General features: G+C 71.6%; 21 protein-coding genes and 1 tRNA gene. 12 read left to right on the forward strand and 10 right to left on the reverse strand.

Going from position 1 to position 22,913, the window contains the following annotated elements:
• Positions 1-18 precede the first annotated feature (18 nt).
• Positions 19-1,176 (forward strand): acetyl-CoA C-acetyltransferase, encoded by a 1,158-nt coding sequence (locus AB0I06_RS19910; protein ID WP_363120135.1) that lies wholly within the window; start codon positions 19-21, stop codon positions 1,174-1,176.
• Here the strand turns inward: AB0I06_RS19910 and AB0I06_RS19915 are convergent.
• The 4 genes from AB0I06_RS19915 to AB0I06_RS19930 are packed head-to-tail and all read right to left on the reverse strand — an operon-like array spanning position 1,160 to position 4,519.
• Entirely contained in the window at positions 1,160-2,212 is a 1,053-nt protein-coding gene (locus AB0I06_RS19915) for a nitronate monooxygenase (protein WP_363120136.1), read from the reverse strand. The two genes, AB0I06_RS19910 and AB0I06_RS19915, sit on opposite strands and share 17 nt — an antisense overlap.
• A complete protein-coding gene (locus AB0I06_RS19920) occupies positions 2,209-2,928 on the reverse strand; it encodes a CoA-transferase (protein ID WP_363120137.1) in 720 nt (239 codons plus the stop codon). The genes AB0I06_RS19915 and AB0I06_RS19920 overlap by 4 nt, the downstream gene beginning before the upstream one ends.
• Positions 2,925-3,761 carry a CoA-transferase gene (locus tag AB0I06_RS19925; protein WP_363120138.1) on the reverse strand — a complete coding sequence of 279 codons (837 nt, stop codon included), beginning with the start codon at positions 3,759-3,761 and terminating at the stop codon, positions 2,925-2,927. The genes AB0I06_RS19920 and AB0I06_RS19925 overlap by 4 nt, the downstream gene beginning before the upstream one ends.
• A complete protein-coding gene (locus AB0I06_RS19930) occupies positions 3,758-4,519 on the reverse strand; it encodes an enoyl-CoA hydratase family protein (protein WP_363120139.1) in 762 nt (253 codons plus the stop codon). The genes AB0I06_RS19925 and AB0I06_RS19930 overlap by 4 nt, the downstream gene beginning before the upstream one ends.
• 55 nt (positions 4,520-4,574) lie before the next feature.
• Between AB0I06_RS19930 and AB0I06_RS19935 the strand changes: the two genes are divergently transcribed.
• Both AB0I06_RS19935 and AB0I06_RS19940 read left to right on the forward strand, forming a co-directional pair.
• Positions 4,575-5,333, forward strand: coding sequence for an SDR family oxidoreductase (locus tag AB0I06_RS19935; protein WP_363120140.1), 759 nt, complete (start codon positions 4,575-4,577; stop codon positions 5,331-5,333).
• Position 5,334: 1 nt separating this feature from the next.
• Positions 5,335-6,240: an SDR family oxidoreductase gene (locus AB0I06_RS19940; RefSeq protein WP_363120141.1), complete on the forward strand. Its 906-nt coding sequence runs from the start codon at positions 5,335-5,337 to the stop codon at positions 6,238-6,240.
• A gap of 285 nt (positions 6,241-6,525) precedes the next feature.
• Here AB0I06_RS19940 and AB0I06_RS19945 read toward each other — a convergent pair whose 3' ends face one another.
• Positions 6,526-7,413 carry a hypothetical protein gene (locus tag AB0I06_RS19945; RefSeq protein ID WP_363120142.1) on the reverse strand — a complete coding sequence of 296 codons (888 nt, stop codon included), beginning with the start codon at positions 7,411-7,413 and terminating at the stop codon, positions 6,526-6,528.
• A gap of 129 nt (positions 7,414-7,542) precedes the next feature.
• Here AB0I06_RS19945 and AB0I06_RS19950 point away from each other — a divergent pair, with 129 nt between their 5' ends.
• The 6 genes from AB0I06_RS19950 to AB0I06_RS19975 all read left to right on the forward strand — a co-directional run bounded on the left by AB0I06_RS19950 (position 7,543) and on the right by AB0I06_RS19975 (position 15,260).
• Positions 7,543-8,019, forward strand: coding sequence for a GNAT family N-acetyltransferase (locus tag AB0I06_RS19950; protein ID WP_363120143.1), 477 nt, complete (start codon positions 7,543-7,545; stop codon positions 8,017-8,019).
• 20 nt (positions 8,020-8,039) lie between these two features.
• Entirely contained in the window at positions 8,040-8,378 is a 339-nt protein-coding gene (locus AB0I06_RS19955; protein WP_363120144.1) for a chorismate mutase, read from the forward strand.
• 135 nt (positions 8,379-8,513) lie between these two features.
• Positions 8,514-9,065: a response regulator gene (locus tag AB0I06_RS19960; protein WP_363120145.1), complete on the forward strand. Its 552-nt coding sequence runs from the start codon at positions 8,514-8,516 to the stop codon at positions 9,063-9,065.
• 67 nt (positions 9,066-9,132) lie between these two features.
• On the forward strand, positions 9,133-11,625 hold the full coding sequence (pepN, locus tag AB0I06_RS19965; protein ID WP_363120146.1) for an aminopeptidase N: 2,493 nt from the start codon (positions 9,133-9,135) through the stop codon (positions 11,623-11,625).
• An 825-nt stretch (positions 11,626-12,450) separates the two neighbouring features.
• The gene (locus AB0I06_RS19970) at positions 12,451-13,851 is read left to right on the forward strand and encodes a pyridoxal-dependent decarboxylase (protein ID WP_363120147.1); all 1,401 of its coding nucleotides are present in this window, start codon (positions 12,451-12,453) and stop codon (positions 13,849-13,851) included.
• Positions 13,848-15,260: a SidA/IucD/PvdA family monooxygenase gene (locus AB0I06_RS19975; protein WP_363120148.1), complete on the forward strand. Its 1,413-nt coding sequence runs from the start codon at positions 13,848-13,850 to the stop codon at positions 15,258-15,260. Before AB0I06_RS19970 ends, AB0I06_RS19975 begins: the two co-directional genes overlap by 4 nt.
• A gap of 13 nt (positions 15,261-15,273) precedes the next feature.
• On the opposite strand, the gene AB0I06_RS19980 is transcribed toward AB0I06_RS19975, so the two are convergent.
• Entirely contained in the window at positions 15,274-17,070 is a 1,797-nt protein-coding gene (locus AB0I06_RS19980) for a 5'-nucleotidase C-terminal domain-containing protein (protein WP_363120149.1), read from the reverse strand.
• A 162-nt stretch (positions 17,071-17,232) separates the two neighbouring features.
• Here AB0I06_RS19980 and AB0I06_RS19985 point away from each other — a divergent pair, with 162 nt between their 5' ends.
• Together AB0I06_RS19985 and pyk are read left to right on the forward strand one after the other, a co-directional pair.
• Positions 17,233-17,949 carry an SIMPL domain-containing protein gene (locus tag AB0I06_RS19985; RefSeq protein WP_363120150.1) on the forward strand — a complete coding sequence of 239 codons (717 nt, stop codon included), beginning with the start codon at positions 17,233-17,235 and terminating at the stop codon, positions 17,947-17,949.
• 166 nt (positions 17,950-18,115) lie between these two features.
• Entirely contained in the window at positions 18,116-19,537 is a 1,422-nt protein-coding gene (gene pyk, locus AB0I06_RS19990) for a pyruvate kinase (RefSeq protein ID WP_363120151.1), read from the forward strand.
• 5 nt (positions 19,538-19,542) lie between these two features.
• Here the strand turns inward: pyk and AB0I06_RS19995 are convergent, their stop codons facing one another.
• Both AB0I06_RS19995 and AB0I06_RS20000 read right to left on the reverse strand, forming a co-directional pair.
• Positions 19,543-20,331: a helix-turn-helix domain-containing protein gene (locus tag AB0I06_RS19995; RefSeq protein ID WP_363120152.1), complete on the reverse strand. Its 789-nt coding sequence runs from the start codon at positions 20,329-20,331 to the stop codon at positions 19,543-19,545.
• A gap of 87 nt (positions 20,332-20,418) precedes the next feature.
• Positions 20,419-20,502, reverse strand: a tRNA-Leu gene (locus tag AB0I06_RS20000).
• 101 nt (positions 20,503-20,603) lie between these two features.
• Here AB0I06_RS20000 and AB0I06_RS20005 point away from each other — a divergent pair.
• Positions 20,604-21,260, forward strand: coding sequence for a response regulator (locus AB0I06_RS20005; RefSeq protein ID WP_363120233.1), 657 nt, complete (start codon positions 20,604-20,606; stop codon positions 21,258-21,260).
• 72 nt (positions 21,261-21,332) lie between these two features.
• Here the strand turns inward: AB0I06_RS20005 and AB0I06_RS20010 are convergent, their stop codons facing one another.
• Both AB0I06_RS20010 and AB0I06_RS20015 read right to left on the reverse strand, forming a co-directional pair.
• Positions 21,333-22,049: an ABC transporter ATP-binding protein gene (locus AB0I06_RS20010; protein WP_363120153.1), complete on the reverse strand. Its 717-nt coding sequence runs from the start codon at positions 22,047-22,049 to the stop codon at positions 21,333-21,335.
• Complete coding sequence (locus AB0I06_RS20015) at positions 22,046-22,909, reverse strand: ABC transporter ATP-binding protein (protein WP_363120154.1); 864 nt, start codon at positions 22,907-22,909, stop codon at positions 22,046-22,048. Before AB0I06_RS20015 ends, AB0I06_RS20010 begins: the two co-directional genes overlap by 4 nt.
• Between the last annotated feature and the right edge of the window lie 4 nt (positions 22,910-22,913).

Raw genomic sequence — 22,913 nt, forward strand, 5'->3', positions numbered from 1 at the left:
ATGCGCGGAGGACTTGTCATGGCCGAGGCCTACATCGTCGAAGCGGTGCGGACGCCCGTCGGGCGGCGCGGGGGAGGGCTCGGCGCGGTCCACCCCGCCGACCTCGGTGCGCACGTCCTCCGGGAGCTGGTGGAGCGCTCGGCCATCGACCCGGCCGCCGTGGAGGACGTCGTCCTCGGCTGTCTGGACGCGGTGGGGCCGCAGGCCGGGGACATCGCGCGGACCTGCTGGCTGGCGGCCGGACTGCCCGAGGAGGTACCGGGCGTGACCGTCGACCGGCAGTGCGGCTCCTCGCAGCAGGCCGTGCACTTCGCCGCACAGGCCGTCCTGTCCGGCACCCAGGACCTCGTGGTCGCCGGCGGGGTGCAGAACATGTCGATGATCCCCATCGCCTTCGCCACCCGGCAGGCCGCCGAGCCGCTCGGGCTGACCCAGGGGCCCTTCGCGGGCAGCGCGGGCTGGCGCGCACGGTACGGGGACAAGCCCGTCAACCAGTTCGTCGGCGCCGAGATGATCGCCGCGAAGTGGGGGATCAGCCGCCGGGACCAGGAGGAGTTCGCGCTGCGCTCCCACCGGCGGGCGGTACGGGCGGCCGACGAGGGCCGCTTCGCCCGCGAGACCGTCCCGTACGGGCAGGTCACCGCCGACGAGGGGCCGCGCCGCGACACCTCCCTGGAGAAGATGGCCGGACTGCGGCCCGTCCTCGACGGCGGCACGGTCACCGCCGCCTGCTCCTCGCAGGTCTCCGACGGGGCGGCGGCGATGCTGCTGGCCTCCGAGCGGGCCGTGCGCGACCACGGCCTCACCCCCCGCGCGCGCGTGCACCACCTCTCCGTGCGCGGCGAGGACCCGATCCGGATGCTCACCGCCCCCGTCCCGGCCACCGCACACGCCCTGAAGAAGACCGGCCTGACCATCGACGACATCGACCTCGTCGAGATCAACGAGGCCTTCGCGCCGGTCGTCCTGGCCTGGCTGAAGGAGACCGGCGCCGACCCGGAGCGGGTCAACGTCAACGGCGGCGCGATCGCCCTCGGGCACCCCCTGGGCGCGACCGGCGTCCGGCTCATGACGACCCTGCTGCACGAACTGGAGCGCACCGGCGGCCGCTTCGGCCTCCAGACCATGTGCGAGGGCGGCGGCCAGGCCAATGTGACGATCATCGAACGGCTGTGAGCCGCGCCAGCGTCTCGTCGGCCTCCTCCATGATCCGTTCCACCAGCTCCGCGCACGACGGCAGGTCGTCGATCACCCCGGCGACCTGCCCGGACGCCATCACCCCCAGATCCGTACGGCCGTCCACCATCGCCGATTTCAGCAGCATCGGCGTGTTCGCGGCGAGCAGCACCTGACTCCAGGACAGGTCCCCGGCGCGCTTGAGGGCCAGCCCGTCACGGACCAGCCGCCGCCGGGTCAGCCCGGACAGTTTCCGGAACCCGGCCGCCGCGCGCACGGCCCGCACCAGCGCCCGGGTCCGGCCGGCGTCCTCCAGGGCGGCCACCAGTTCCGTACGCAGCATGCGGTGCGGGAGGCCGTCCACCGCCCGGGTCACCGTCACGTCCCTCACGGTCGCCGCGAGGTACCGCGCCTTCACCGCGTCCGGCACGGTCGAGTCCGAGGTCAGCAGGAACCGCGTGCCCATCGCCACGCCCGCCGCCCCATAGGCGAGGGCGGCGGCCAGCCCGCGCCCGTCGAAGAAGCCGCCCGCCGCGACGACCGGGATCCGCACCGCGTCCACCACCTGCGGCAGCAGCACGGTCGTGGCCACCCCGCCGGTGTGCCCGCCGCCCTCCGCGCCCTGCACCAGCACCGCGTCCGCGCCCCACGCCTGCACCTTCTCGGCATGCCGCCGCGCTCCCACGGTCGGCATGACCACCACCCCGGCCTGTTTGAGCTCGCCGATCAGCTCCCGGGAGGGGGCGAGGGCGAAGGAGGCGACCCGGACGCCCTCCTCGATCAGGATCCGCACGCGGTCGCCCGCGTCGGCCGCGTCGGCGCGCAGGTTCACCCCGAACGGCGCGTCGGTCCGGGCCTTCACCTCCCGGACAGCCGCGCGCAGGCGGGCCGGCGTCATCGTGGCGGAGGCCAGGATGCCGAGGGCCCCCGCGTTCGCCGTGGCAGAGACCAGCCGGGGTCCGGCCACCCAGCCCATTCCGGTCTGCACGAGCGGATGACGGACGCCGGTGAGCCGGGTGAGCGCCGTCCCCTTCACTCGACGACCTCCCGGGCCCGCGCCCCACCCGGGTCGAGGACCTCGCGGATCAGCCGGAGTTCCTCACCGGTCGGCTCCCTGGTCGGCGGCACCTCGGCCGGCACGGTCAGCTCGAACCCCGTGGCTTCCCGCACCCGCGCGAGCGTGACGCCCGGGTGCAGCGAGGCCAGCCGCATCGAGCGGTCCGGGGTGGCGAAGTCGAAGACGCCCAGGTCCGAGACGACCCGAGGGATCCGGTGGTACCGCGCCCCGGCCGCACGGTCGTAGCCGACGCCGCAGACCATGTCGACCCGCTCGACGAAGACCCGCCGGGAGTGCCGCGGGATCCAGTAACTGGTCGGATTGTTCAGCGTGTTGACCGGCGCGCCGCGCACCCCGAGCAGCTGCTTCCTCGGTCGCTCCCAGTCGCCGACGCACGAGATGTTCTGGTTGCCGAACCGGTCGATCTGGCTCGCGCCCATCATCACGTGCCGCCGCCCGCCGGTGACCCAGGCCAGATGCTCCCGGTACGGCAGCCAGCCCTCGGGTGTCCCGTCCGGGCGGACGAGCATCGCCCCGCCGTCGGTCAGCAGCAGGTCCGGCGCGAAGGTGAGCCGGGCCAGCCGCGCGCCGATCGAGGGAATCGGCCCCATGGGACTCGCCAGCACCTCTCCGGCACCCCGCCAGGCCTCGGCGCAGGCGATCACGCAGTACTCGGCGCGGCTGGGACCGGTCATGTCCCCTCCCTGACGGCCGACTGGTACGCCCGCTCGTCCCCGCTGAGGAACCCCGCCTCGAAGTCGGGCCAGGGCGTGGTCGCGTACCGACGCTGGAAGGCCTCGTCCCGGCCGTAGTCGGGCGCGCAGGACGTGAAGTGCGCCCCGTGCGGGGACTCGACGACCCCGGTGACGGTGTGCCGCCTGATCAGCAGGGTCTGCGGCGGGCCCTCCTTCGTCAGCTCGGCCGTGTCGACGATCCGCTCGCAGCTGACGTACGCCGTGTCGGCCGCCGCGCAGAACAGGTCGTCGAAGTACGGGTCGGGGCCCAGGTACTGCCCGTTGCCCGAGCGGTCCGCGCGGTTGATGTGCACCAGGGCCGCGTCCAGCCGAAGGGCGGGCACGGCGACGAAGGTCTCCCCGTCCTCATAGGGCGAAGTGACCGTGCGCAGATCGGGGTTGACCCGCATCACGTCAGAGCCGAACCCGGCCCGCACCGGCAGGAACGGGAGCCGGTTCGCCGCCGCGCGCAGACCCCACAGGAACATCGCCTCGTCGATCTCCGTCAGCGTGAAGGCACCCCGCTCACGGGCCGCCCGGTAGTGCGGCTCCAGGGGGATCGAGTCGAGGGTGACGAAGGCCGTCACCAGATGCCGGATCCGCCCGGCCGCGGCCAGCATGCCCACATCCGGCCCGCCGTACGTCACGACCGTCAGGTCGGTGATCTGCGACCTGAGCAGCGCCCTCACCAGGGCCATCGGCTTGCGGCGCGAGCCCCAGCCGCCGATGCCGAGGGTCATGCCGCTGGCCAGCCGGGACACGGCCTCGTCCGCCGACATCGTCTTGTCCCTCATCGCGCTCCCTCCTGCCCCGCGTGACCGAAAGTGCCGCGCACCCGCGCGCCCACCCCGCTGAGACCCGCCTCGAAGGTGAAGCCCTGCTCGAAGCGGTAGCTGCGGCGCACGTCCACGGGGTCGATGCCGTTGAGCGCCGCCTTGGCCAGGCGCAGCAGCCGGCCGTCCTTGGCGGCGATCTCCCGGGCCAGCTCCAGGGCCGCGGCCCGCAGCGCGTCGCGCGGCACCACCCGCCACACCGACCCATGCGCGTGCAGCTCGGCCGCGCTCGCCGTACGCGCCGTGTAGTACAGCGTCCGCATCAGATGCTGGGGGACGAGCCGGGCCAGGTGGGTGGCCGCGCCGAGGGCGCCGCGGTCCAGCTCGGGCAGCCCGAACACCGCGTCCTCGCTCGCCACGACCGCGTCCGCGTTCCCCACCAGGCCGATGCCGCCGCCCAGGCAGAAGCCCTGCACCGCCGCGACGACCGGCACCTCGCACTCGTAGACCGCCGCGAACGCCTCGGCGCAGCCGCTGTTCACGCCGCGCAGCGCACTGTGCTCGGGGTCGTCCGCCCGCAACTCCTTGATGTCCACGCCCGCGTTGAAACCACGCCCCTCGGCGGCCAGCACCACGCACCGGACCTCCGCGTCACGCCCGGCCACCCGGACCGCGTCGGCCAGGGCGAACCAGCCCGCCACCGGCAGGGCGTTCACCGGCGGGAAGTCGACCGTGACGACGGCGACGCCCTTTTCCCCGCGCGAGGTGGAGACACCCATGGCCGCATCAGCTACCTTTCCACCAAACGTTTGTTAGGTGGAAAGGTAGCAGCGCATGGAGCTGGACGGGAAGGTCGCCGTCGTCACGGGCGGAACCCGGGGCGTCGGCGCCGGCATCGCGCGTGCCTTCGCGCAGGCGGGCGCCCAGGTGGTGGTCTGCGCCCGCCGGCCGCCCCGAGTCCCGCTCCCCGGCACCGAGTTCGTGCCGCTGGACGTCCGGGACGCAGACGCCGTGGGACGCCTGTTCGCCGGTCTGCCCCGGCTGGACGTGCTCGTCAACAACGCGGGCGGCGCACCCCACCGACTGCTCACCGAGGCCGGGCCGGACCGGCACGCGCGCGTGGTCGAGCTCAACCTGCTCGCGCCGCTGGCCGTCTCCCTCGCCGCGTACGACCTGCTGCGGCGCGCCAGGGGCTCGATCGTCATGATCGGCAGCGTCAGCGGGACCCGCCCCTCGCCCGGGACCGCCGCCTACGGCGCCGCCAAGGCCGGCCTGGAGAGCCTCGCCCGCTCGATGGCCGTGGAATGGGCGCCCGCCGTCCGGGTCAACACCCTCGTCGTGGGCATGGTCCGCACCGAACGGTCCCCCCTGCACTACGGCGACCGGGACGGCGTCGCCGCCGTCGCCCGCACGGTCCCGCTCGGCCGTCTCGCCGAGCCGTCCGACGTGGGCGGCGCGGCGGTGTTCCTGGCGTCCGGCGCCGCCGCGTACATCAGCGGGGCGAGCCTGCTGGTGCACGGCGGCGGGGAGCGCCCGGCGTTCCTGGACGCGGCCACCGCCCACCGCCCGCCCGTCGCGAACGAGGAGAACTGACATGAGCGGACTCTGCGCGGGCCGGGTCGTCGTCGTCACGGGTGCGGGGCGGGGCCTCGGCCGGGCCCACGCGCTCGCGTTCGCGGCCGAGGGGGCACGGCTCGTCGTCAACGACCTCGGGGTGGGCCTCGACGGCACGCCCGAGCCCGACGGCCCCGCCGCCCGGGTCGTGCGGGAGATCCGCGCGGCGGGCGGCGAGGCGGTGGCCCACGCCGGTGACATCGCCACGGCCGAGGGCGCCGCCTCGCTGATCCGCGCGGCCCTGGAGACGTACGGCCGGCTCGACACCCTCGTCAACAACGCGGGCTTCCTGCGCGACCGGATGCTGGTCAACCTCGACGAGGACGACTTCGACGCCGTCGTACGCGTCCACCTCAAGGGCCACTTCCTGCCCCTGCGGCACGCGGCCGCCCACTGGCGTTCCGAGGCCAAGTCCGGCCGCCGGCCCGAGGCCCGCATCGTCAACACCAGCAGCGGAGCCGGTCTGCTGGGCTCTCTCGGACAGGGCAACTACAGCGCCGCCAAGGCCGGCATCCTCGCCCTGACCCTGGTCGCGGCCGCCGAACTGCGCCGCTACGGCGTCCAGGTCAACGCCATCGCTCCCGCCGCCCGCACCCGGATGACGGAGCGCGCCTTCGCGGACACCATGACGGCCCCCGGCTCCGGCTTCGACGCGATGGCCCCGGAGAACGTCTCGCCGCTGGTCGTCTGGCTGGGCTCGGCCGCGAGCGCCGGGGTGACGGGCCGGGTCTTCGAGGCGGAGGGCGGCCGGATCACCGTCATGGAGGGCTGGAGGCCCGGACCGAGCGCCGACAGGGGCGGTCGGTGGAGCCCGGCCGAGGCGGGGGAGCGGGCACGGAAACTGCTGGCCGAGGCGGCCGAGCCCGGACCGGTGTACGGCACCTAGTGCGGCGATTCGTCCGCCGGCTCCCGTGGCCCCGGCTCGTAGATCACGACGTCGTCCCGCCCGGCCTCGCGGACACCACCGTCGTGGACGAAGCCGCCACCCTCAGGGGCAGCCGCTACGGACCGCCGTCCGACGCACCCCGGCGCACCGCCCGTGAGACCACGATCGGCAGGACCCTCCGAGCGGTCCGACGGGACCGGCCGGTCCTCTGCGGTACGAGGGCCGGCACCGTGAGCGGCTACGCCACGCCGCGTCGACGCCCCGACGGCCCATGCGGAGCTCCGCTCACGTGTCGCACTCCAGAACGCTCCGGCACAGCGCGCACCGCGCCCGGACCCGCCCCCGCACCGGCACCCTGATCCGCTGATGGCACGTGGGACAGGGAAACGACACCCGCAACCGCCCGCCCCCGTCGGGCGAGAACGCGTACCGCACCCCCGGCGCGGGCGGGTCCGCCGGCGCGTGCCGCCGGTCCCGGGCGTACCGGCGCCGCCCCGCCCACCCCGCCGCCGTCAACGGCGGCTCCTGCCCGTCCCGGCGGGCCAGCTCCCTGCCCTTCACATACGCCGTGTACGCCTGCGCGCTGGTGAACCACACCGACGGGTCCTCCCCGAAGACCAGCGCCCGCTTGGCCAGCACGTACCCGAACTCCTCCGGCGTGAGATACCCCAGCTTCTGCGACGACGCCCCGTCCTCCCGGAACGCGTCCAGCAGCAGCCACCCCGCGCCCAGGTACGTCGTCACCGTGTCCGTGAGGACCTCGTTGTCCCGCACACCCGGGAAGGACAGGTCCAGCCGGTGCAGGTACACATGCGTCACCTCGTGCGCCAAGGCCGCCCCGATGTCCCGCCGATGCGCGCGGAACCGGTCGTTCAGCTCCACGAAGTACTCCGGCCCGGCCGCGAGCTCCACGTTCGCCGCGTGCCGCATCTCCCGGAAGCTCACGATCAGCCGGGCGTCCGGCAGCCGGAAGTGCCGCACCAGCTCCCGCGCCACGCGCTGCGCCCCCAGATACAGGTCGTCGGTGTCGCAGAACGCCACGTCGGCGGGGACCACGCTGGTCGCGAACGTCTGGACGGTGTCGTACGACAGCCGCCTGTACAACGCCGTGATCGCGGCCCGCACCGTCTCCAGGTGCGGGTAGCCGTGCTCGACCGGCCCGTCGTTCGCCACGCCTCACCCCCAAGACGCCCCGGAACCCCCGTGGCTTCCACTGTACGAGGACGCGCACCGCCCCGGACGGGCGCCGGCCCGGCGAAAACCGGTCGTCACCGACCGGCACCCGACGGCAGAATCCGGGCCGTGACCAGCGAACAGCACCCCGTCGCCGCATCGCTCCGGGTGGGCGGCGAGGACGACGACCTCGACAAACGGCTCGACGAGGAACTGACCGCCTTCAACACCGCCGCCGCCGACGGGGCCGTCACCGAGCCCCTCTCCGTCCGCGTCACCGACGAGGCCGGCGACCTGGTCGGCGGGCTCACCGCCTGGACCTGGGGCACCCTGTGCTCCGTGGACATGCTCTGGGTCCGCGAGGACCAGCGGCACTCCGGCTGGGGCGGCCGGCTCATGCGCGCGGCGGAGGCGGAGGCCGCCCGGCGCGGCTGCACCGACATGATCGTCTCCACGTACAGCTTCCAGGCACCCGGCTTCTACCCGAAGCTCGGCTTCCGCGAACGGGCCCGCGTCCAGGGCGTCCCCGGCGGCCACGAGGACATCCACTTCCACAAGCGGCTCTCACCGCCGAAGGATGAGACGGCCGGCGGCCACCCGGCGTGATCCCCGTAGGCTGACGCCCCATGACCACCAGCAACACCGGCTCCCACGACGTCGACCCCGCCGTCCGCGCCGAGCTCGCCCGCCTGCGCGACAGCATCGACAACATCGACGCGGCCGTCGTCCACATGCTCGCCGAGCGCTTCAAGTGCACGCAGCAGGTCGGCCACCTCAAAGCCGAGCACCAGCTGCCGCCCGCCGACCCGGCCCGGGAAGCCCGCCAGATCGCCCGGCTGCGCGCCCTCGCCGAGAACGCCAAACTCGACCCGGCCTTCGCCGAGAAGTTCCTCAACTTCATCGTGGGCGAGGTCATCCGCCACCACGAGCGAATCGCCGACGAGGCGCTCAACGGCTCCACCTGACCCCTCACGCCCCGGGGGAGTGACACGGCCACCCGCCGGAGGCATGCTGCACCGAGCACAGCATGTCAGCTGACGAGCACTGCGCGTCAGCGTCCCGGACTACTCTGGTCCTCCACGAGGGAGGGGCGTCGGGTCATGCCGTCGGATACCAGGATCCTCATCGTCGACGACCATGAGGACACGCTGTACGCGCTGGAAAGCGCCCTGGCCCCGCTGGGCTACCAGCTGGGGCGGGCCACCAGCGGCGACGAGGCACTCAAACAGGTGCTGCGCGGCCACGTCGGCCTGCTCCTGCTCGACGTGCGCATGCCGGGCGTCGGCGGACTGGAGGTCGTGCGCTACATGCGGCGCGTCGAACAGACCCAGCACATCCCCGTGATCCTGCTCACCGGCTTCGGCGCCGACCACGAACTGACCACCACCGCCTTCGAACTCGGCGTCGCCGACCTCGTGCTGAAGCCCGTCGACCCCTGGGCCCTGCGCACCAAGGTCCGCTACCTCTACGACACCCACCGGCGCCACCTCGCCCTGGAGCGCGAGGCGCACCGCCTGCGCGCCCTCGTGCGGGAGCACACCGAGGCCACCGCACACCCCCCGCGCCCCGCACTGCCCCATCCCGACGCGCGCGTCCCCACCCAGCGGCCCATGGGGGCGCACGCCGGGGAGCTCGAAAAGGACCGCACCTAGAACGGACATTGGGCACGTACCGATCCGCCTCTGTGCCTTGCCGACACCATCAGGCAGCATGTCTCGCATGTCCGTACTGACGCGCGACGAAGCGCAGACCCGAGCAGAGCTCCTCGACGTCCACCGCTACACCATCGAACTCGATCTGACCGGCGGAGACGAGACCTTCGACTCCCGCACCCTGATCAGGTTCGCCGCCCGCGTGGACGGGGACACCTTCGTCGAGCTCAAGCCCGCCGAGCTGCGCTCCGTCACCCTCGACGGGCACCCCCTGGACCCCGAGGCCCTGGACGGCAACCGGCTCGCCCTGCCCCGCCTCACCGCCGGCGAGCACGAACTGCGCGTGGACGCCCGCATGCGCTACTCCCGCACCGGTGAGGGCATGCACCGCTTCACCGACCCCACCGACGGCGAGACCTACGTCTACACCCAGCTGTTCATGGAGGACGTCCAGCGGGTCTTCGCCGCCTTCGACCAGCCCGACCTGAAGGCCGTCTTCGAACTGTCCGTCCGCGCCCCAGAGGGCTGGACCGTCCTCGCCAACGGCATCACCGAACAGACCGACGGCGTATGGAAGGCGGCCCCCACACCGCGCATCTCCACCTACCTGGTCGCCCTCGCCGCCGGCCCCTGGCACTCCGTGCGCACCGAGCACCGCGGCCTGCCCTTCGGCCTGCACTGCCGCCGCTCCCTCGCCCCCTACCTGGACGCCGACTGCGACGAACTCCTCGACATCACGCGCGCCTGCTTCGACCGCTACCACGAGAAGTTCGACGAGCCCTACCCGTTCGACTCCTACGACCAGGCCTTCGTCCCCGAGTTCAACGCCGGCGCCATGGAGAACCCCGGCCTGGTCACCTTCCGCGACGAGTTCGTCTACCGCTCCGCCGTCACCGACACCGAACGCCAGACCCGCGCCATGGTCATCGCCCACGAGATGGCCCACATGTGGTTCGGCGACCTCGTCACCCTCAAATGGTGGGACGACATCTGGCTGAACGAGTCCTTCGCCGAATACATGGGCTACCAGACCCTCACCGAAGCCACCCGCTTCACCGACACCTGGACCGACTTCGGCGTCACCCGCAAGTCCTGGGGCTACGACGCCGACCAGCGCCCCTCCACCCACCCCGTCGCCCCCGAGGCCGTCGACGACACCGCCTCCGCACTGCTCAACTTCGACGGCATCTCCTACGCCAAGGGCGCCAGCGCGCTGCGCCAACTGGTCGCCTGGCTCGGCGAGAAGGACTTCCTCGCCGGCATCAACGCCCACTTCGCCCGGCACAAGTTCGCCAACGCCACCCTCGCCGACTTCATCGACAACCTCGCCGGCGCCACCGACCGCGACGTCCACGCCTGGGCCGACGCCTGGCTGCGCACCACCGGCGTCGACACCCTCACCCCGCGCATCGCCCCCGGCGAGCACGGCACCTGCGCCCTCACCGTCGACCGCGCCGGCAGCCGCCCGCACCGCATCGCCGCCGGCCTCTACGACCGGGACCTCGGCGACGACGGCGGGCAGCTCGTCCTGCGCGAACGCCTCCACCTCGACCTCCCGCAGACCGACGCCCACCCCATCGGCAAGCGGCCGGCCCTGCTCCTCCTCAACGACGGCGACCTCAGCTACGCCAAGGTCCGCTTCGACCCCGAGTCCTTCGAAACCGTCCGCAAGGAGCTGTCCGGCCTGCCCGAACCGCTCACCCGCGCCGTCGTCTGGAACGCCCTGCGCGACGCCGTCCGCGACGGCGAACTCGCCCCCACCGCCTACCTGGAGACCGCCAGGACCCACCTGCCGCTGGAGACTGACCTCGCCATCGTCCACGGCGTGCTCGCCTTCGCCTCCACCCACATCAGCGACCGCTACCTCACGCCCGAGCAGCGGCCCGCCGCCCTCGCCACCCTCTCCGAACTGTGCCGCGACCTCATCCGCCGCACCGAGGACGGCGACAACCCCGGCCTGCGCCTGATCGCCGTGCGCCACCGCATCGACGTGGCCGCCCACCCCGACACCATCGCCGCCTGGCTCGCCGACGGCACCGTCCCCGGCGGCCCGGAGCTCGACCCCGAGCTGCGCTGGCGCGTGCTCGCCCGGCTCGCCGCCCTCGACGCGACCGACGAGGCCGCCATCACCGCCGAACTGGAACGCGACCCGAGCGCCACCGGCCAGGAGGGCGCCGCCCGCTGCCGGGCCGCCCTGCCCGACCCGCAGGCCAAGGCCCGCGCCTGGGACGCCATGTTCGGCTCCGACGACCTGTCCAACTACCTCTTCACCGCCACCGCCCGCGGGTTCTGGCAGCCCGAACAGGCCGACCTGGTACGCCCGTACGTCGAGCGCTACTACACCGACGCGGTCGCCGTCGCCGAACGCCGCGGCCCCGCCATCGCCGTGGCCGTCGGCCGCGACGCCTTCCCCGCGCACGCCGTCGACACCGACACCCTCCGCCTCGGCGAGGCATGCCTGCGCGACGCCGACCCCACGCCCGCGCTGCGCCGCAAACTGGTCGACCAACTGGACGACCTGGCACGGGCGTTGCGGGTCCAGGGGAACGGGGAGAACTGAGACCGCCGCCGTAGGAGCCGCGAGGGCGGCCGGTCCTTCCGCCGATGCGGCGGACCGCCCGCCCGCGCGGGCACCGACCCCGCGCCCCGCAACGGTCCTCCTGCCCGCCCGAGCCGAGACGGTACGGCTCCGGTACGGCGACCGGCCCTCTTCCAGGGCGGCGCCACTCCACTGGTCCTGTACGTCCAGGCGGGTGGCGAGCGCACCCCGGCCTGTCGACGGCGGCCCGTGCCCGTCGCCCGGCAGCTCCGCCGCAGTGATCTCGGTGAGCCTTCCCACGGCCGACAGCGCCGGGCGCTCAACCCTTCGGGCAGGGCGGCCGTCCCGAGGTCGGCATCGCGGCGGTCGTCGACACTGGGCCCGTTACGGGGACGGCCATGCCCGGGCCCCCGTGGACGGCTTCGCCCCCGTCGACGAACGAGCCCGTCCACGACGGCGGTCACGAAGGCGCCGCCGCCCACCGCCTCACCGGCACCGGAACTGTCAGCGACGCCGCGCAAGGACACCGCGATCCACGCCGCCCCGGCCGCTGTCCGGGCTGCACCGGACCGGCCCGGCCGGACGGCCCCCAAGGCCCGGCGGCACGCGCAGGAACGCCCTCGCCGCCACCGCCCGCACCGCACCACCCCGTATCACCGGCCCGGTCCGGGAGGCCGACGACAGCCCGGCCGCCCCCCCGCAGCCTGGCCCGAGAACCACACGGGCGCCTCCGCGGCAGCCCCGGGGCCGCGGCACCGGCCGGTTTCGCCGCACGGAGGTACCTCCACCCGGGTTCAATCGTTGGGCTCTTCGGGCGCGCCGCCCCGCGCCCCGGAGGACAGCCCCATGAGCAACCCGCCCCTCGCCTCAGGACCCGAAGGCCCCCACGCCCTGCGGCCGCTGCTCGACACCGTCCTCGACGCGCTGGACAGCGGTGCCCGGGCGCGAAGCGGACCGCTCCCTGCCGGCGGCCCGGAGGCGGTCGCCGCCCGCACCCGTCAGGCGGTGGGCGAGATCCTCCCCGAACAGGGCGACCCGCACGCCGTCCACACCCTCGTCCACGCCTTCGCCGAGACCGCCTCCGACCCGGCCCACCCCCTGTGCGCCGCCCACCTCCACTGCCCCCCGCTCGCCGTCGCCGCGGCGGCCGACCTCGCGGCCTCGGCCCTCAACCCCTCCCTCGACTCCTGGGACCAGGCCCCCGGGGCGTCGGAACTGGAGCGGCTGACCACCGCGGCACTGGCCCGGGAGATCTACGGACCCACCACACCCGGCACCGCCGACTCCCTCATCACCACCGGCGGCACCGAATCCAACCAGCTCGCCCTGCTCCTCGCCCGCGAGGCCCACGGCCGATCCGTCCGGCTCGTCTGCGGGGCCAACGCCCACCACTCACTGCCCCGCGCCGCCTGGCTGCTCGGGCTGCCCGACCCCGTCGTCCTGCCCGCCCCGCGCGGGACACTCGACCCCCACGCCCTCGACGACGCCCTCGCCGCCCTGCCCGGCCCGCTGCTCGTCGCCGCCACCGCCGGCACCACCGACGCCGGACTCATCGACCCACTGCCCGACATCGCCGCCCGCTGCGCGGCCCACGGCACCCGGCTGCACATCGACGCCGCCTACGGCGGAGGCCTCCTCTTCAGCGACCGGCACCGCACCCGGCTCACCGGCCTCGACGCCGCCCACACCGTCACCCTCGACCTGCACAAACTCGGCTGGCAGCCGGTCGCCGCAGGCCTCCTCGCCGTCCGGGACGCCGACGACCTCACAGCCCTGGACCAACGCGCCGACTACCTCAACGCCACCGACGACACCGAAGCCGGACTGCCCGACCTCCTCGGCCGCTCCCTGCGCACCACCCGCCGCCCCGACGTCCTCAAAGTCGCCGTCACCCTCAAAACCCTCGGCCGCCACGGGCTCGGCGCACTCGTCGACCAGGTCTGCGCCCACGCCCGGGCGTTCGCCACCCTCGTCGACCAGGACCCCCGCTTCGAACTGCACACCCCGCCCGCCATCAGCACCGTGCTGTTCCGGCCCGCGGGCGCCGACGACACCACCGTCGCCGCCGTACGCCGCGCCCTGCTCACCACAGGCCGCGCCGTCCTCGGCCGGGCCCGCCTCGACGGCCGGCTCTGGCTCAAGGCCACCCTCCTCAACCCCGCCACCGGGCCCGACGACCTGGCCGCCCTGCTGCACCTCGCGGCAGCGAGCCGAGCCACCCTCGTGGAAGGACACACCCCCCGATGAACCCCGCCCCCACCCCCGGCCCCGACGCCCCCCACGACCTCGTCGGCATCGGAATCGGCCCCGCCAACCTCTCCCTCGCCGCGCTCGCCCACCCCCTCGACGACCTCGACACCGTCTTCTACGAACAGCGCCCCGCCTTCAGCTGGCACTCCGGCCTGCTCATCGACGGCGCCACCATCCAGGTCCCCTTCCTCGCCGACCTGGTGACCCTCGCCGACCCCACCAGCCCCTGGACCTTCCTCAACTACCTCAGGTCCCGCGAGCGGCTCTTCCCCTTCTACTTCACCGAGCACTTCCACATCCAGCGCGCCGAGTACGACGCCTACTGCCGCTGGGTCAGCGAGAACCTCCCCGGCCTCCACTTCGGCCACCAGGTCGACGCCGTCCGCTGGAACCCCGAACGCGACCTCTTCGAGGTCGACTTCACCCACCTCGACGCCGACGGAGAAGCCGAAGCCCTCGGCCGGACCTACACACGCAACGTCGTCCTCGGCATCGGCACCGAGCCCTACGTCCCCGACCCGCTCAAACCCCTCGTCGAAGCCCCCGGCGTGCCCGTCGTGCACGCCGCCGACTACCTCGACCACCGCGCCGCCCTGCTCGCCGCCGAGCACGTCACCGTCGTGGGCATCGGACAGTCCGGCGCCGAGATCTTCCTCGACCTGCTCCGCCACCGGCCGGCCGGACACGAGAAACTGCACTGGCTGGGCCGCACCGAGGCCTTCGCCCCCATGGAGTACTCCAAGCTCGGCCTGGAGCACTTCACCCCCGACCACACCCGCTACTTCCACGCCCTGCCGGAATCCACCCGCGACCGGCTCGTCGAAAGCCAGTGGCAACTGCACAAGGGCATCGACGCCGCCACCGTCGCCGCCATCCACGACGAGCTCTACCGCCGCACCCTGCACGGCGGCTGGCCCGACGCCGTCCTCACCCCCGGCGTCCGCGTCCGCACCGCCGGCCGCGTCGCCACGACCAAGGTGGAACTGCACCTGGAACACGGCCGGCAGGACAGCCGCTCCCGCCTCACCACCGACGCCGTCGTCCTCGCCACCGGCTACCGGGAACGCCCCCTCGACCGGATCCTCGCCGGCCTCGACCCCTACATGCGCCGCGACAACCGGGAGCGGCCACGCGTCGACGAGGAGTACCGGCTCGTCCTCGACCCGTCCGTCACCGGCACCGTCCACGTCCAGAACGCCGAGACCCACACCCACGGCGTCGGCGCCCCCGACCTCGGACTGGCCGCCTGGCGCAGCGCGATCGTCCTCAACTCACTGACCGGCCGGGAGGCCTACGCACTCCCCGCCCGCACCGCCTTCACCACCTTCGGCCTCGCCCAGCGGGCCCACGTCCCACCGCCCCGCGAGGCACCGGTGCTGACCCCGCTGGCCGACGACCGAAGGTGACGAAGGACGCGGCTCAGAAGACGGGCGTGCCCTCACGCGTGAGCTTCCAGTCCACCGCGGCGAACTCGGCCGGATCGATCGACCCCTTCGCCTTCACCCAGGCGATCATGGTGTTGCGGATCTCCTCCGAGTTCGACCACAGCACCTGAGCCGCGGCGACATGCGGGAAGTTCCCGCCGCCGTTGGCCCGGTAGTTGTTCACCGCGAACACGAACTTCGCGTCGTCCGCCAGCGGCTGCCCCCCGAACCGCACGTTCGTCACCCGCGACCCGGCCGGCTTCGCGATGTCGATCTCGTACGTCAGACCGCTCACCACGTCGTAGTTGTAGTCCGGCGTGCCGTTCGCGTTCGTCAGCTTCGCCGGGTCCACCGGCGCCCCGGCCGGCGTCTGCACGTAGTAGTTCGCCGAGAACTCCAGGTACGCCTTCATCTGCGCGCCCGTCATCAGACGCGCCTCCAGCGTGTTCTCGAAGACGTACAGACCGGCCACGTCCCGGATCGTCACCTCACCGGCCGGGATCCGAGCACTGCGCGAGAAACACGCCGCCTGCGACAGCACCGGCAGCGCGGCGTACTCCGTGCCCGCCAGCGCCCGCTTCACCGTGTCCGCCTGGATGTGGTTGATCAGATCGATGATCGGCACGTCCTTGTACGGCGCCTGCGCCGACGTCATCTCCGCCGCGTTGGTGCCGATGACCTGGTTGACGTACGCCACGACCTTCTCGTGCTCGTCGACGAGCAGCTTCGTGATCTCCGGGTCCTCCTCCACCGTGTTGGAGTTGAGGACCTTCGCGCCCACCTTCTCGACCTTCCAGCAGCCCTTCTCCCAGACCAGCTCGAAGTCGAACAGCGTCAGCCGCTGGCCCCACTTCAGCGGCTCCGACAGGACCACCCGCTTGCCGGTCTTCTTGTTCGTGACGAAGTACTCGGGGATCTCCGTGTGCGCGTGCCCCACCAGGATCGCGTCGATGCCCGGCACCTGCTCGGCCACCAGACCGGCCGCGTTCTCGATGTAGGGCAGCTGGTCACCGTAGGACGACGTGCCCGACGAACCGCTGTGCGCCGACACGATGACGACGTCCGCACCCATCGAGCGCAGCTTCGGCACCCACTTCGCCGCCTGCTCCTCCAGACCCGGGAACGTCATCTTGCCCTGCACGTTCGCCTTGTCCCAGATCGCGATGCCCGGGTTGGTCAGCCCCAGCACCGCCACCTTCACATCCCGCCCGTGCGGAGTGCGCAGCCGGTGCATGCTGTACGGCGCGAACGCCGGCCGCAGCGTCTTGGCGTCCAGCGCGTTCGCGCCCAGCAGCGGGAAACGGCACTGCTGCTCGAACTTCCGCAGCACGGGGATGCCGTAGTTGAACTCGTGGTTGCCGAGCGCCGCCGCGTCGTAGTCCATGGCGTTCATCGCCTGCGCCATCGGGTGCACCGGGCCGCCCTCGGCGGTGATCGGGTCCACCTTGGCGTAGTAGTACGACAGCTGGGTGCCCTGGATGGTGTCGCCCGCGTCGATCAGCAGCGTGTTGCGGCGGCCCTTCTCCGCACGGACCCGGTTGACGAGCGTGGAGACCTTCGCCAGGCCCACGTCGTTGTGGTCCTTGTCGTCGAACTCCTTGTCCGTGAAGTAGTCCCAGTTGAAGACGTTGCCGTGCAGGTCCGTCGTGCCCATCACGGTGAACGCGTACCGCTTGGCCCCGCGCTTCGCCTCGGCCGCCTGCGCACCCGGCGCTGCGACCGCCGAGGCCAGCGCCACCCCCGCCCCGGTCACGGCGGACTTCTCCAGGAACTTCCGGCGGTTCAACGGCATGTCTGGCTCCTCGCGGAATCTGTGAACGACGCGCGTAGATAACGCGCGTAGATTCTGACCCGTCCATGACGGCCCGCAACAGACCCGCCAGGTTGCGATCTGGTGACTCGGCCTTCCGGATCCACGGCAGCCAACCAGCCCAGACATGACAGAGTGGGGCGTATGACCGCGGCCACCCCAGACGCCTCCCCGCCCGCCGTCCCCTACGGCACGCCCGAAGCCCCCCGCATCGCCGTCCGGGGCGAGGCCCGCCTCGAAGTCGACCCCGAGATCGCCCGCATCGGCATCACCGTCGCCGCCCGCGGACGCGACCGCCGCTCCGCCCTCGACGACCTCACCCGCCGCAACGCCGGCGTCCTCGACCTCGTCAAGTCCTACGGCGACGCCGTCGAACGCCTGGAGACCGGCGCCTTCTCCATCACCCCCGAACTCACCAAACACGGCCGCGGCGAACGCGTCCGCACCTACCACGGCAGCGTCCGCGTCACCGCCGAACTCACCGACTTCACCGCCCTCGGCGAACTCACCACCCGCCTCGCCGACCTCGACCTCACCCGCGTCGACGGCCCCTGGTGGGCCCTGCGCCCCGACTCACCCGCCCACCGCGAAGCCCGCAAGAAGGCCGTGCGGGAAGCCGTCCAGCGGGCCCGCGAATACGCCGAGGCCCTCGGCACCAGCCTCTCCGCCCTCGTCGAACTCGCCGACATCGGCGCCGAGAGCGCCCCGCCGGCCTACCCCCAGGCCCCCGGCCGCATGCGCTCCGCGGCCTTCGCCGGCGCCCCCGAGGACACCCCGGCCCCCCTCGACCTCGAACCCCAGCGCCAACGCGTCCACGCCCAGATCAACGCCCGCTTCACCATGGTGCCGCCGCAGCTGTAAAACGCTTGCACGAACCGGCTTCGAATATCGGACCGAATTCCCGGGATGCTCATCGGAGCGCCCCGGTGCACCATTCAACACTTGTCAATAACACTTCATGCGAAGTCCGTTGTGTGGTCATGCCCGGCCAAATTCTCTACCAGCCGGTAACTCATAGGCTCGTCCCATGCGCCGAGCCAAAATCGTCTGCACCCTTGGACCCGCCACCGACTCGTACGACCAGATCAAACACCTGGTCGACGCCGGAATGGACGTAGCCCGCCTCAACCTCAGCCACGGCGCCCACGCCGAACACGAGGAGCGCTACCACCGGGTCCGCAAGGCCGCCGACGAGACCGGCCGCAGCGTCGGCCTCCTCGCCGACCTCCAAGGCCCGAAGATCAGGCTCGGCCACTTCACCGAAGGACCCGTACTCCTCGAACGCGGCGACACCTTCACCATCACCGTCGAAGACGGCGCCGAAGGCGACGGCCACATGTGCGGCACCACCTACGCCGGCCTCGCCGACGACGTCACCACCGGCGAACGCATTCTCGTCGACGACGGCAAGGTCTGCCTCGAAGTCACCCGGATCGACGGCCCCCGCGTCCACACCACCGTCCTCGAAGGCGGCGTGATCTCCGACCACAAAGGCCTCAACCTCCCCGGCGTCGCCGTCTCCGTCCCCGCCCTGTCCAAAAAAGACGAGGACGACCTCCGCTGGGCCCTGCGCACCGGCTTCGACGTCATCGCCCTCTCCTTCGTCCGCACCGGCCGCGACATCCAGGACGTCCAGCGCATCATGGACGAAGAAGGCCGCCGCCTCCCCGTCATCGCCAAAGTCGAAAAACCCCAGGCCGTCGAGAACATCGACGACATCGTCGCCGCCTTCGACGGCATCATGGTCGCCCGCGGAGACCTCGGCGTCGAAATGCCCCTCGAACACGTCCCCATCGTCCAGAAACGCGCCATCAAACTCGCCAAACGCAACGCCAAACCGGTCATCGTCGCCACCCAGATGCTCGACTCGATGATCGACAACGCCCGGCCCACCCGCGCCGAAGCCTCCGACGTCGCCAACGCCGTCATCGACGGCACCGACGCGGTCATGCTCTCCGGCGAGACCAGCGTCGGCAAACACCCGGTCGAGACGGTCCGCACGATGGCCCGCATCGTCGAAGCGGCGGAAGAAGACATCCTCGCCAAGGGCCTCCCGCCCCTCACCGAACGCAACAAGCCCCGCACCCAGGGCGGAGCCGTAGCCCGCGCGGCGGCGGAGATCGGCGACTTCCTCGGCGCGAAGTTCCTCGTCGCCTTCACCCAGTCCGGCGACACCGCCCGCCGCCTCTCCCGCTACCGCTCCCCGATCCCCCTCCTCGCCTTCACCCCCGACCAGGCCACCCGCTCCCAGCTCAGCCTCACCTGGGGCGTCGAGACGTTCCTCGGCCCGTGCGTCGACTCCACGGACGCGATGGTCGACCAGGTCGACGAACTGCTGCTGCGCTACGGCCGCTGCCGCCCGGGCGACACGGTCGTCATCACGGCCGGCTCCCCACCCGGGGTCTCGGGCTCGACGAACATGGTCCGGGTCCATCACATCGCGGAGTAGCCACGTCAGTACTTGGGCCCGACATGGGCGTCCATGAGGGCGACGGAGGCTTTGCGGGCGACGGAGATGTTGAACGGGTCGCCGTCGCGGGTGCAGTGCGTCCACTCGACGCCGAGCTTGTCCAAGGTGTCGGTGTAGAGCCGCCGGATGTCGTCGGAGACGTTGGTGAAGAAGTACCGCGGATACTCGTAGCGCTTCCGCTCACCGGCGACCATTCGGGTGGTCCAATTGGTGATCCGGCAGCCGTCGGAGTGAATGAGCCCGCGGATGAACTCCCAGGGGTGGGCATCGACGATGGCTTGCTGCCAGGGTTCCAGAGCGATGCGGCGTTCGTGTTTCTTGCCGGAGCCGTGCTGTGGGAAAAGGCAGTGCAGGTGCTTCGAGTAAACCTTCACATTGCGGCACCCGGTCTTGCGGACGCGGCAGACGGAGTTGTCGGGGAAGACCGTGCGCATGGCCGCTTCGCAGGCGTCCATGAGACCCGGCCATGACTCCGTGCAGGTGATCATGAGGTTGGGTACGCGGTGCTCGGAGTAGTGGCTGATGTGACCATCCCCGAGGTACAGGCCGAGGAGATAGGCATAGGCGGGCTCGTCCAGATCCCGCCCGTCGCAGCGTGGGCACTTCGGATCGTGGCGACCGGGGCACTCGCCGCGTTTCGCCCGGTCCACATGCTTCCAATAGCCGATCGTTCCCAGCGGCACGTTGAGGCTACGGGCCACCTCCGCGTTCCTCGCGCCCCCGCGCAGCAGGGTGATGGCCTTTTGTCGTACGTCCGTACCATGGAAGTTCATGCGACCACTGTGTGTCGCTGACAGTGACCAAGAGCAGCAAAAAGCGGAGAACCACGCGAACGTGATCCTCCGCTTCTGATCTTGCGGTGCCCGGTGTGGGATTCGAACCCACATGCCCAAAGGGCACGGCATTTTGAGTGCCGCGAGTCTGACCAGTTCCTCCAACCGGGCAAGTCAGGGGACCGATGAGCAGTGTACCGGTTCACTGTGCGGCCTTGCTGCTAGGTACGCTCTTGGGAGCAGTACCGGCCTGCCCCTACCAAGGAGCCCACGTGAGTGCCCCCGAGTCGCCCCAGCCTGTTGACGTGCCTGAAGAGGACAAGTCGCACGTGCCTCCGTTGACGACGCGGGTCGTCATCGCCGAGGACGAGGCGCTGATCCGGCTCGATCTCAAAGAGATGCTGGAGGAGGAGGGGTACACCGTCGTCGGTGAGGCCGGGGACGGGGAGCAGGCTGTCGAGCTGGCTCGTGAGCGCCGGCCCGATCTTGTCATTCTCGATGTGAAGATGCCGAAGCTGGACGGTATCTCCGCGGCGGAGAAGATCGCGGAGGAGAGCATCGCGCCGGTGCTGATGCTGACCGCGTTCTCGCAGCGCGATCTGGTGGAGCGGGCCCGGGACGCCGGTGCGATGGCGTATCTGGTGAAGCCGTTCAGCAAGAGTGATGTCGTGCCGGCGATCGAGATGGCCGTTTCGCGGTTCACCGAGCTGAAGGAGCTGGAGAAGGAGGTCGCCGACCTCACGCTCCGGCTGGAGACGCGCAAGCTGGTGGACCGGGCGAAGTCGATTCTGCAGACGGAGTACGGGCTGTCGGAGCCGGCGGCTTTCCGGTGGATCCAGAAGACGTCGATGGACCGTCGGATGTCGATGCAGCAGGTCGCGGAGGCGGTCATTCAGGACGCCGAGGAGAAGAAGGCGAACAAGGGCTGAGGCCCCGACGCGTGAGGCCCGTTGCCCTTCCAACCGGAAGGGCAACGGGCCTCTTGGCGTACGGGCGTGACCTCAGTCCTCGCCCAGGTATGCCTTGCGTACCGACTCGTCGTGCAGCAGGTCCTGCCCGGTCCCGGAGAGGACGACGTTGCCGACCTCCATGACGTGGCCCTGGTCGGCGAGGGAGAGCGCGGCTTGGGCGTTCTGCTCGACGAGGAGGATCGTCGTGCCCTGGGACTTCAGCTCGGAGATCGTGGCCATGATCTTCTGCATCATGATCGGGGAGAGGCCCATGGAGGGTTCGTCGAGCATGAGGAGCTTGGGCTGGGACATCAGGGCGCGGCCCATGGCGAGCATCTGCTGTTCACCGCCCGAGAGGGTTCCGGCGGCTTGGTTGCGGCGTTCGCCGAGGATGGGGAAGAGGTCGTACGCCTTCTGGATGTCCTTTTCGATGCCTTCCTTGTCCTTGCGGAGGAAGGCGCCGAGCTGGAGGTTCTCGAAGATCGTCAGGCGCGGGAAGATGTGCCGGCCTTCGGGGGAGTGGGCGAGGCCCAGGGAGACGATCTTGTGAGCGGGGATCCCGTTGAGGGGCTTGCCGTCGAAGAGGATCTTTCCGGAGGTCGGCTTGAGCAGGCCCGACAGCGTGCGCAGGGTGGTGGTCTTGCCTGCGCCGTTGGTGCCGATCAGGGTGACGACCTGGCCGGCTTCGACGCTGAAGGAGATGCCTTTGACGGCTTCGATCTTGCCGTAGGAGACCCGGAGGTCTTCGACCTCGAGGAGTGCGGTCACTTGGCTTCTCCCTTGGTGCTGCTGGTGGTGCTGGTCGCGTCGGCGGCGGCTTCGGCGGCTTCGACCTCGGCGGCTTCGGCCTCGCCGGGGTCGCCCTCGAAGGGCTCGCCGAGGTAGGCGGCGACGACGCGTTCGTCGGCCTGGACGACCTCGGCGGTGCCTTCGACGAGCTTTTCGCCCTGGACGAGGACGGCGACGCGGTCGGAGAGGTTGAAGACGAAGCGCATGTCGTGCTCGATGAGGAGGACGGCGATGCCCTTGTCGCGGATGGCGAAGACGAGTTCCTCGGTGGCCCTGGTCTCCTGGGGGTTCATGCCGGCGGTGGGCTCGTCGAGGAGCAGCAGGCCGGGCTCGGAGGCCATGGCGCGGGCGATCTCGAGCTTGCGCTGTTCGCCGTAGGGGAGGTTGCGGGCGAGGTGGTCGCGCTTGTGGGCGAGGCCGATGAACTCCAGGAGTTCCATGGCGCGTTCTTCGCTGTCGCGTTCGGCCTTCTTGAAGCCGGGGCCGCGCAGGAGGGCCGACCAGAGGCCTTCCTTGGTGCGGGTGTGGCGTCCGACGAGGACGTTTTCCAGGACCGTCATGTTGGCGAACAGGCGGATGTTCTGGAAGGTGCGGGCGATGCCGGCCTGGGTGACCAGGTGGGGCTTGGGCGGGAGGACGGTGCCTTTGTAGGAGACGGTGCCCTCGGTGGGGACGTACAGGCCGGTGAGGCAGTTGAAGAAGGTGGTCTTGCCGGCGCCGTTGGGGCCGATGAGGCCGACGATCTCGCCGGCGTTGACGGTGAAGTCGACGGAGCGGACGGCGGTGAGGCCGCCGAAGCGCATCGTGACGTCGCGGGCTTCGAGTACTGGTGTCGTCATGATG

It is taken from the genome of Streptomyces sp. NPDC050674, from assembly GCF_040654575.1.
Taxonomy (GTDB): Bacteria; Actinomycetota; Actinomycetes; order Streptomycetales; family Streptomycetaceae; genus Streptomyces.

What these genes read in the sequence shown, in the direction of transcription:
- AB0I06_RS19910 (WP_363120135.1), top strand. Translation starts at nt 19, where the DNA reads ATGGCCGAGGCCTACATCGTCGAAGCGGTGCGGACGCCCGTCGGGCGG.
- AB0I06_RS19920 (WP_363120137.1), bottom strand. Translation starts at nt 2,928, where the DNA reads ATGACCGGTCCCAGCCGCGCCGAGTACTGCGTGATCGCCTGCGCCGAG.
- AB0I06_RS19925 (WP_363120138.1), bottom strand. Translation starts at nt 3,761, where the DNA reads ATGAGGGACAAGACGATGTCGGCGGACGAGGCCGTGTCCCGGCTGGCC.
- AB0I06_RS19930 (WP_363120139.1), bottom strand. Translation starts at nt 4,519, where the DNA reads ATGGGTGTCTCCACCTCGCGCGGGGAAAAGGGCGTCGCCGTCGTCACG.
- AB0I06_RS19935 (WP_363120140.1), top strand. Translation starts at nt 4,575, where the DNA reads ATGGAGCTGGACGGGAAGGTCGCCGTCGTCACGGGCGGAACCCGGGGC.
- AB0I06_RS19940 (WP_363120141.1), top strand. Translation starts at nt 5,335, where the DNA reads ATGAGCGGACTCTGCGCGGGCCGGGTCGTCGTCGTCACGGGTGCGGGG.
- AB0I06_RS19955 (WP_363120144.1), top strand. Translation starts at nt 8,040, where the DNA reads ATGACCACCAGCAACACCGGCTCCCACGACGTCGACCCCGCCGTCCGC.
- AB0I06_RS19960 (WP_363120145.1), top strand. Translation starts at nt 8,514, where the DNA reads ATGCCGTCGGATACCAGGATCCTCATCGTCGACGACCATGAGGACACG.
- pepN (WP_363120146.1), top strand. Translation starts at nt 9,133, where the DNA reads ATGTCCGTACTGACGCGCGACGAAGCGCAGACCCGAGCAGAGCTCCTC.
- AB0I06_RS19970 (WP_363120147.1), top strand. Translation starts at nt 12,451, where the DNA reads ATGAGCAACCCGCCCCTCGCCTCAGGACCCGAAGGCCCCCACGCCCTG.
- AB0I06_RS19975 (WP_363120148.1), top strand. Translation starts at nt 13,848, where the DNA reads ATGAACCCCGCCCCCACCCCCGGCCCCGACGCCCCCCACGACCTCGTC.
- AB0I06_RS19980 (WP_363120149.1), bottom strand. Translation starts at nt 17,070, where the DNA reads ATGCCGTTGAACCGCCGGAAGTTCCTGGAGAAGTCCGCCGTGACCGGG.
- AB0I06_RS19985 (WP_363120150.1), top strand. Translation starts at nt 17,233, where the DNA reads ATGACCGCGGCCACCCCAGACGCCTCCCCGCCCGCCGTCCCCTACGGC.
- pyk (WP_363120151.1), top strand. Translation starts at nt 18,116, where the DNA reads ATGCGCCGAGCCAAAATCGTCTGCACCCTTGGACCCGCCACCGACTCG.
- AB0I06_RS19995 (WP_363120152.1), bottom strand. Translation starts at nt 20,331, where the DNA reads ATGAACTTCCATGGTACGGACGTACGACAAAAGGCCATCACCCTGCTG.
- AB0I06_RS20015 (WP_363120154.1), bottom strand. Translation starts at nt 22,909, where the DNA reads ATGACGACACCAGTACTCGAAGCCCGCGACGTCACGATGCGCTTCGGC.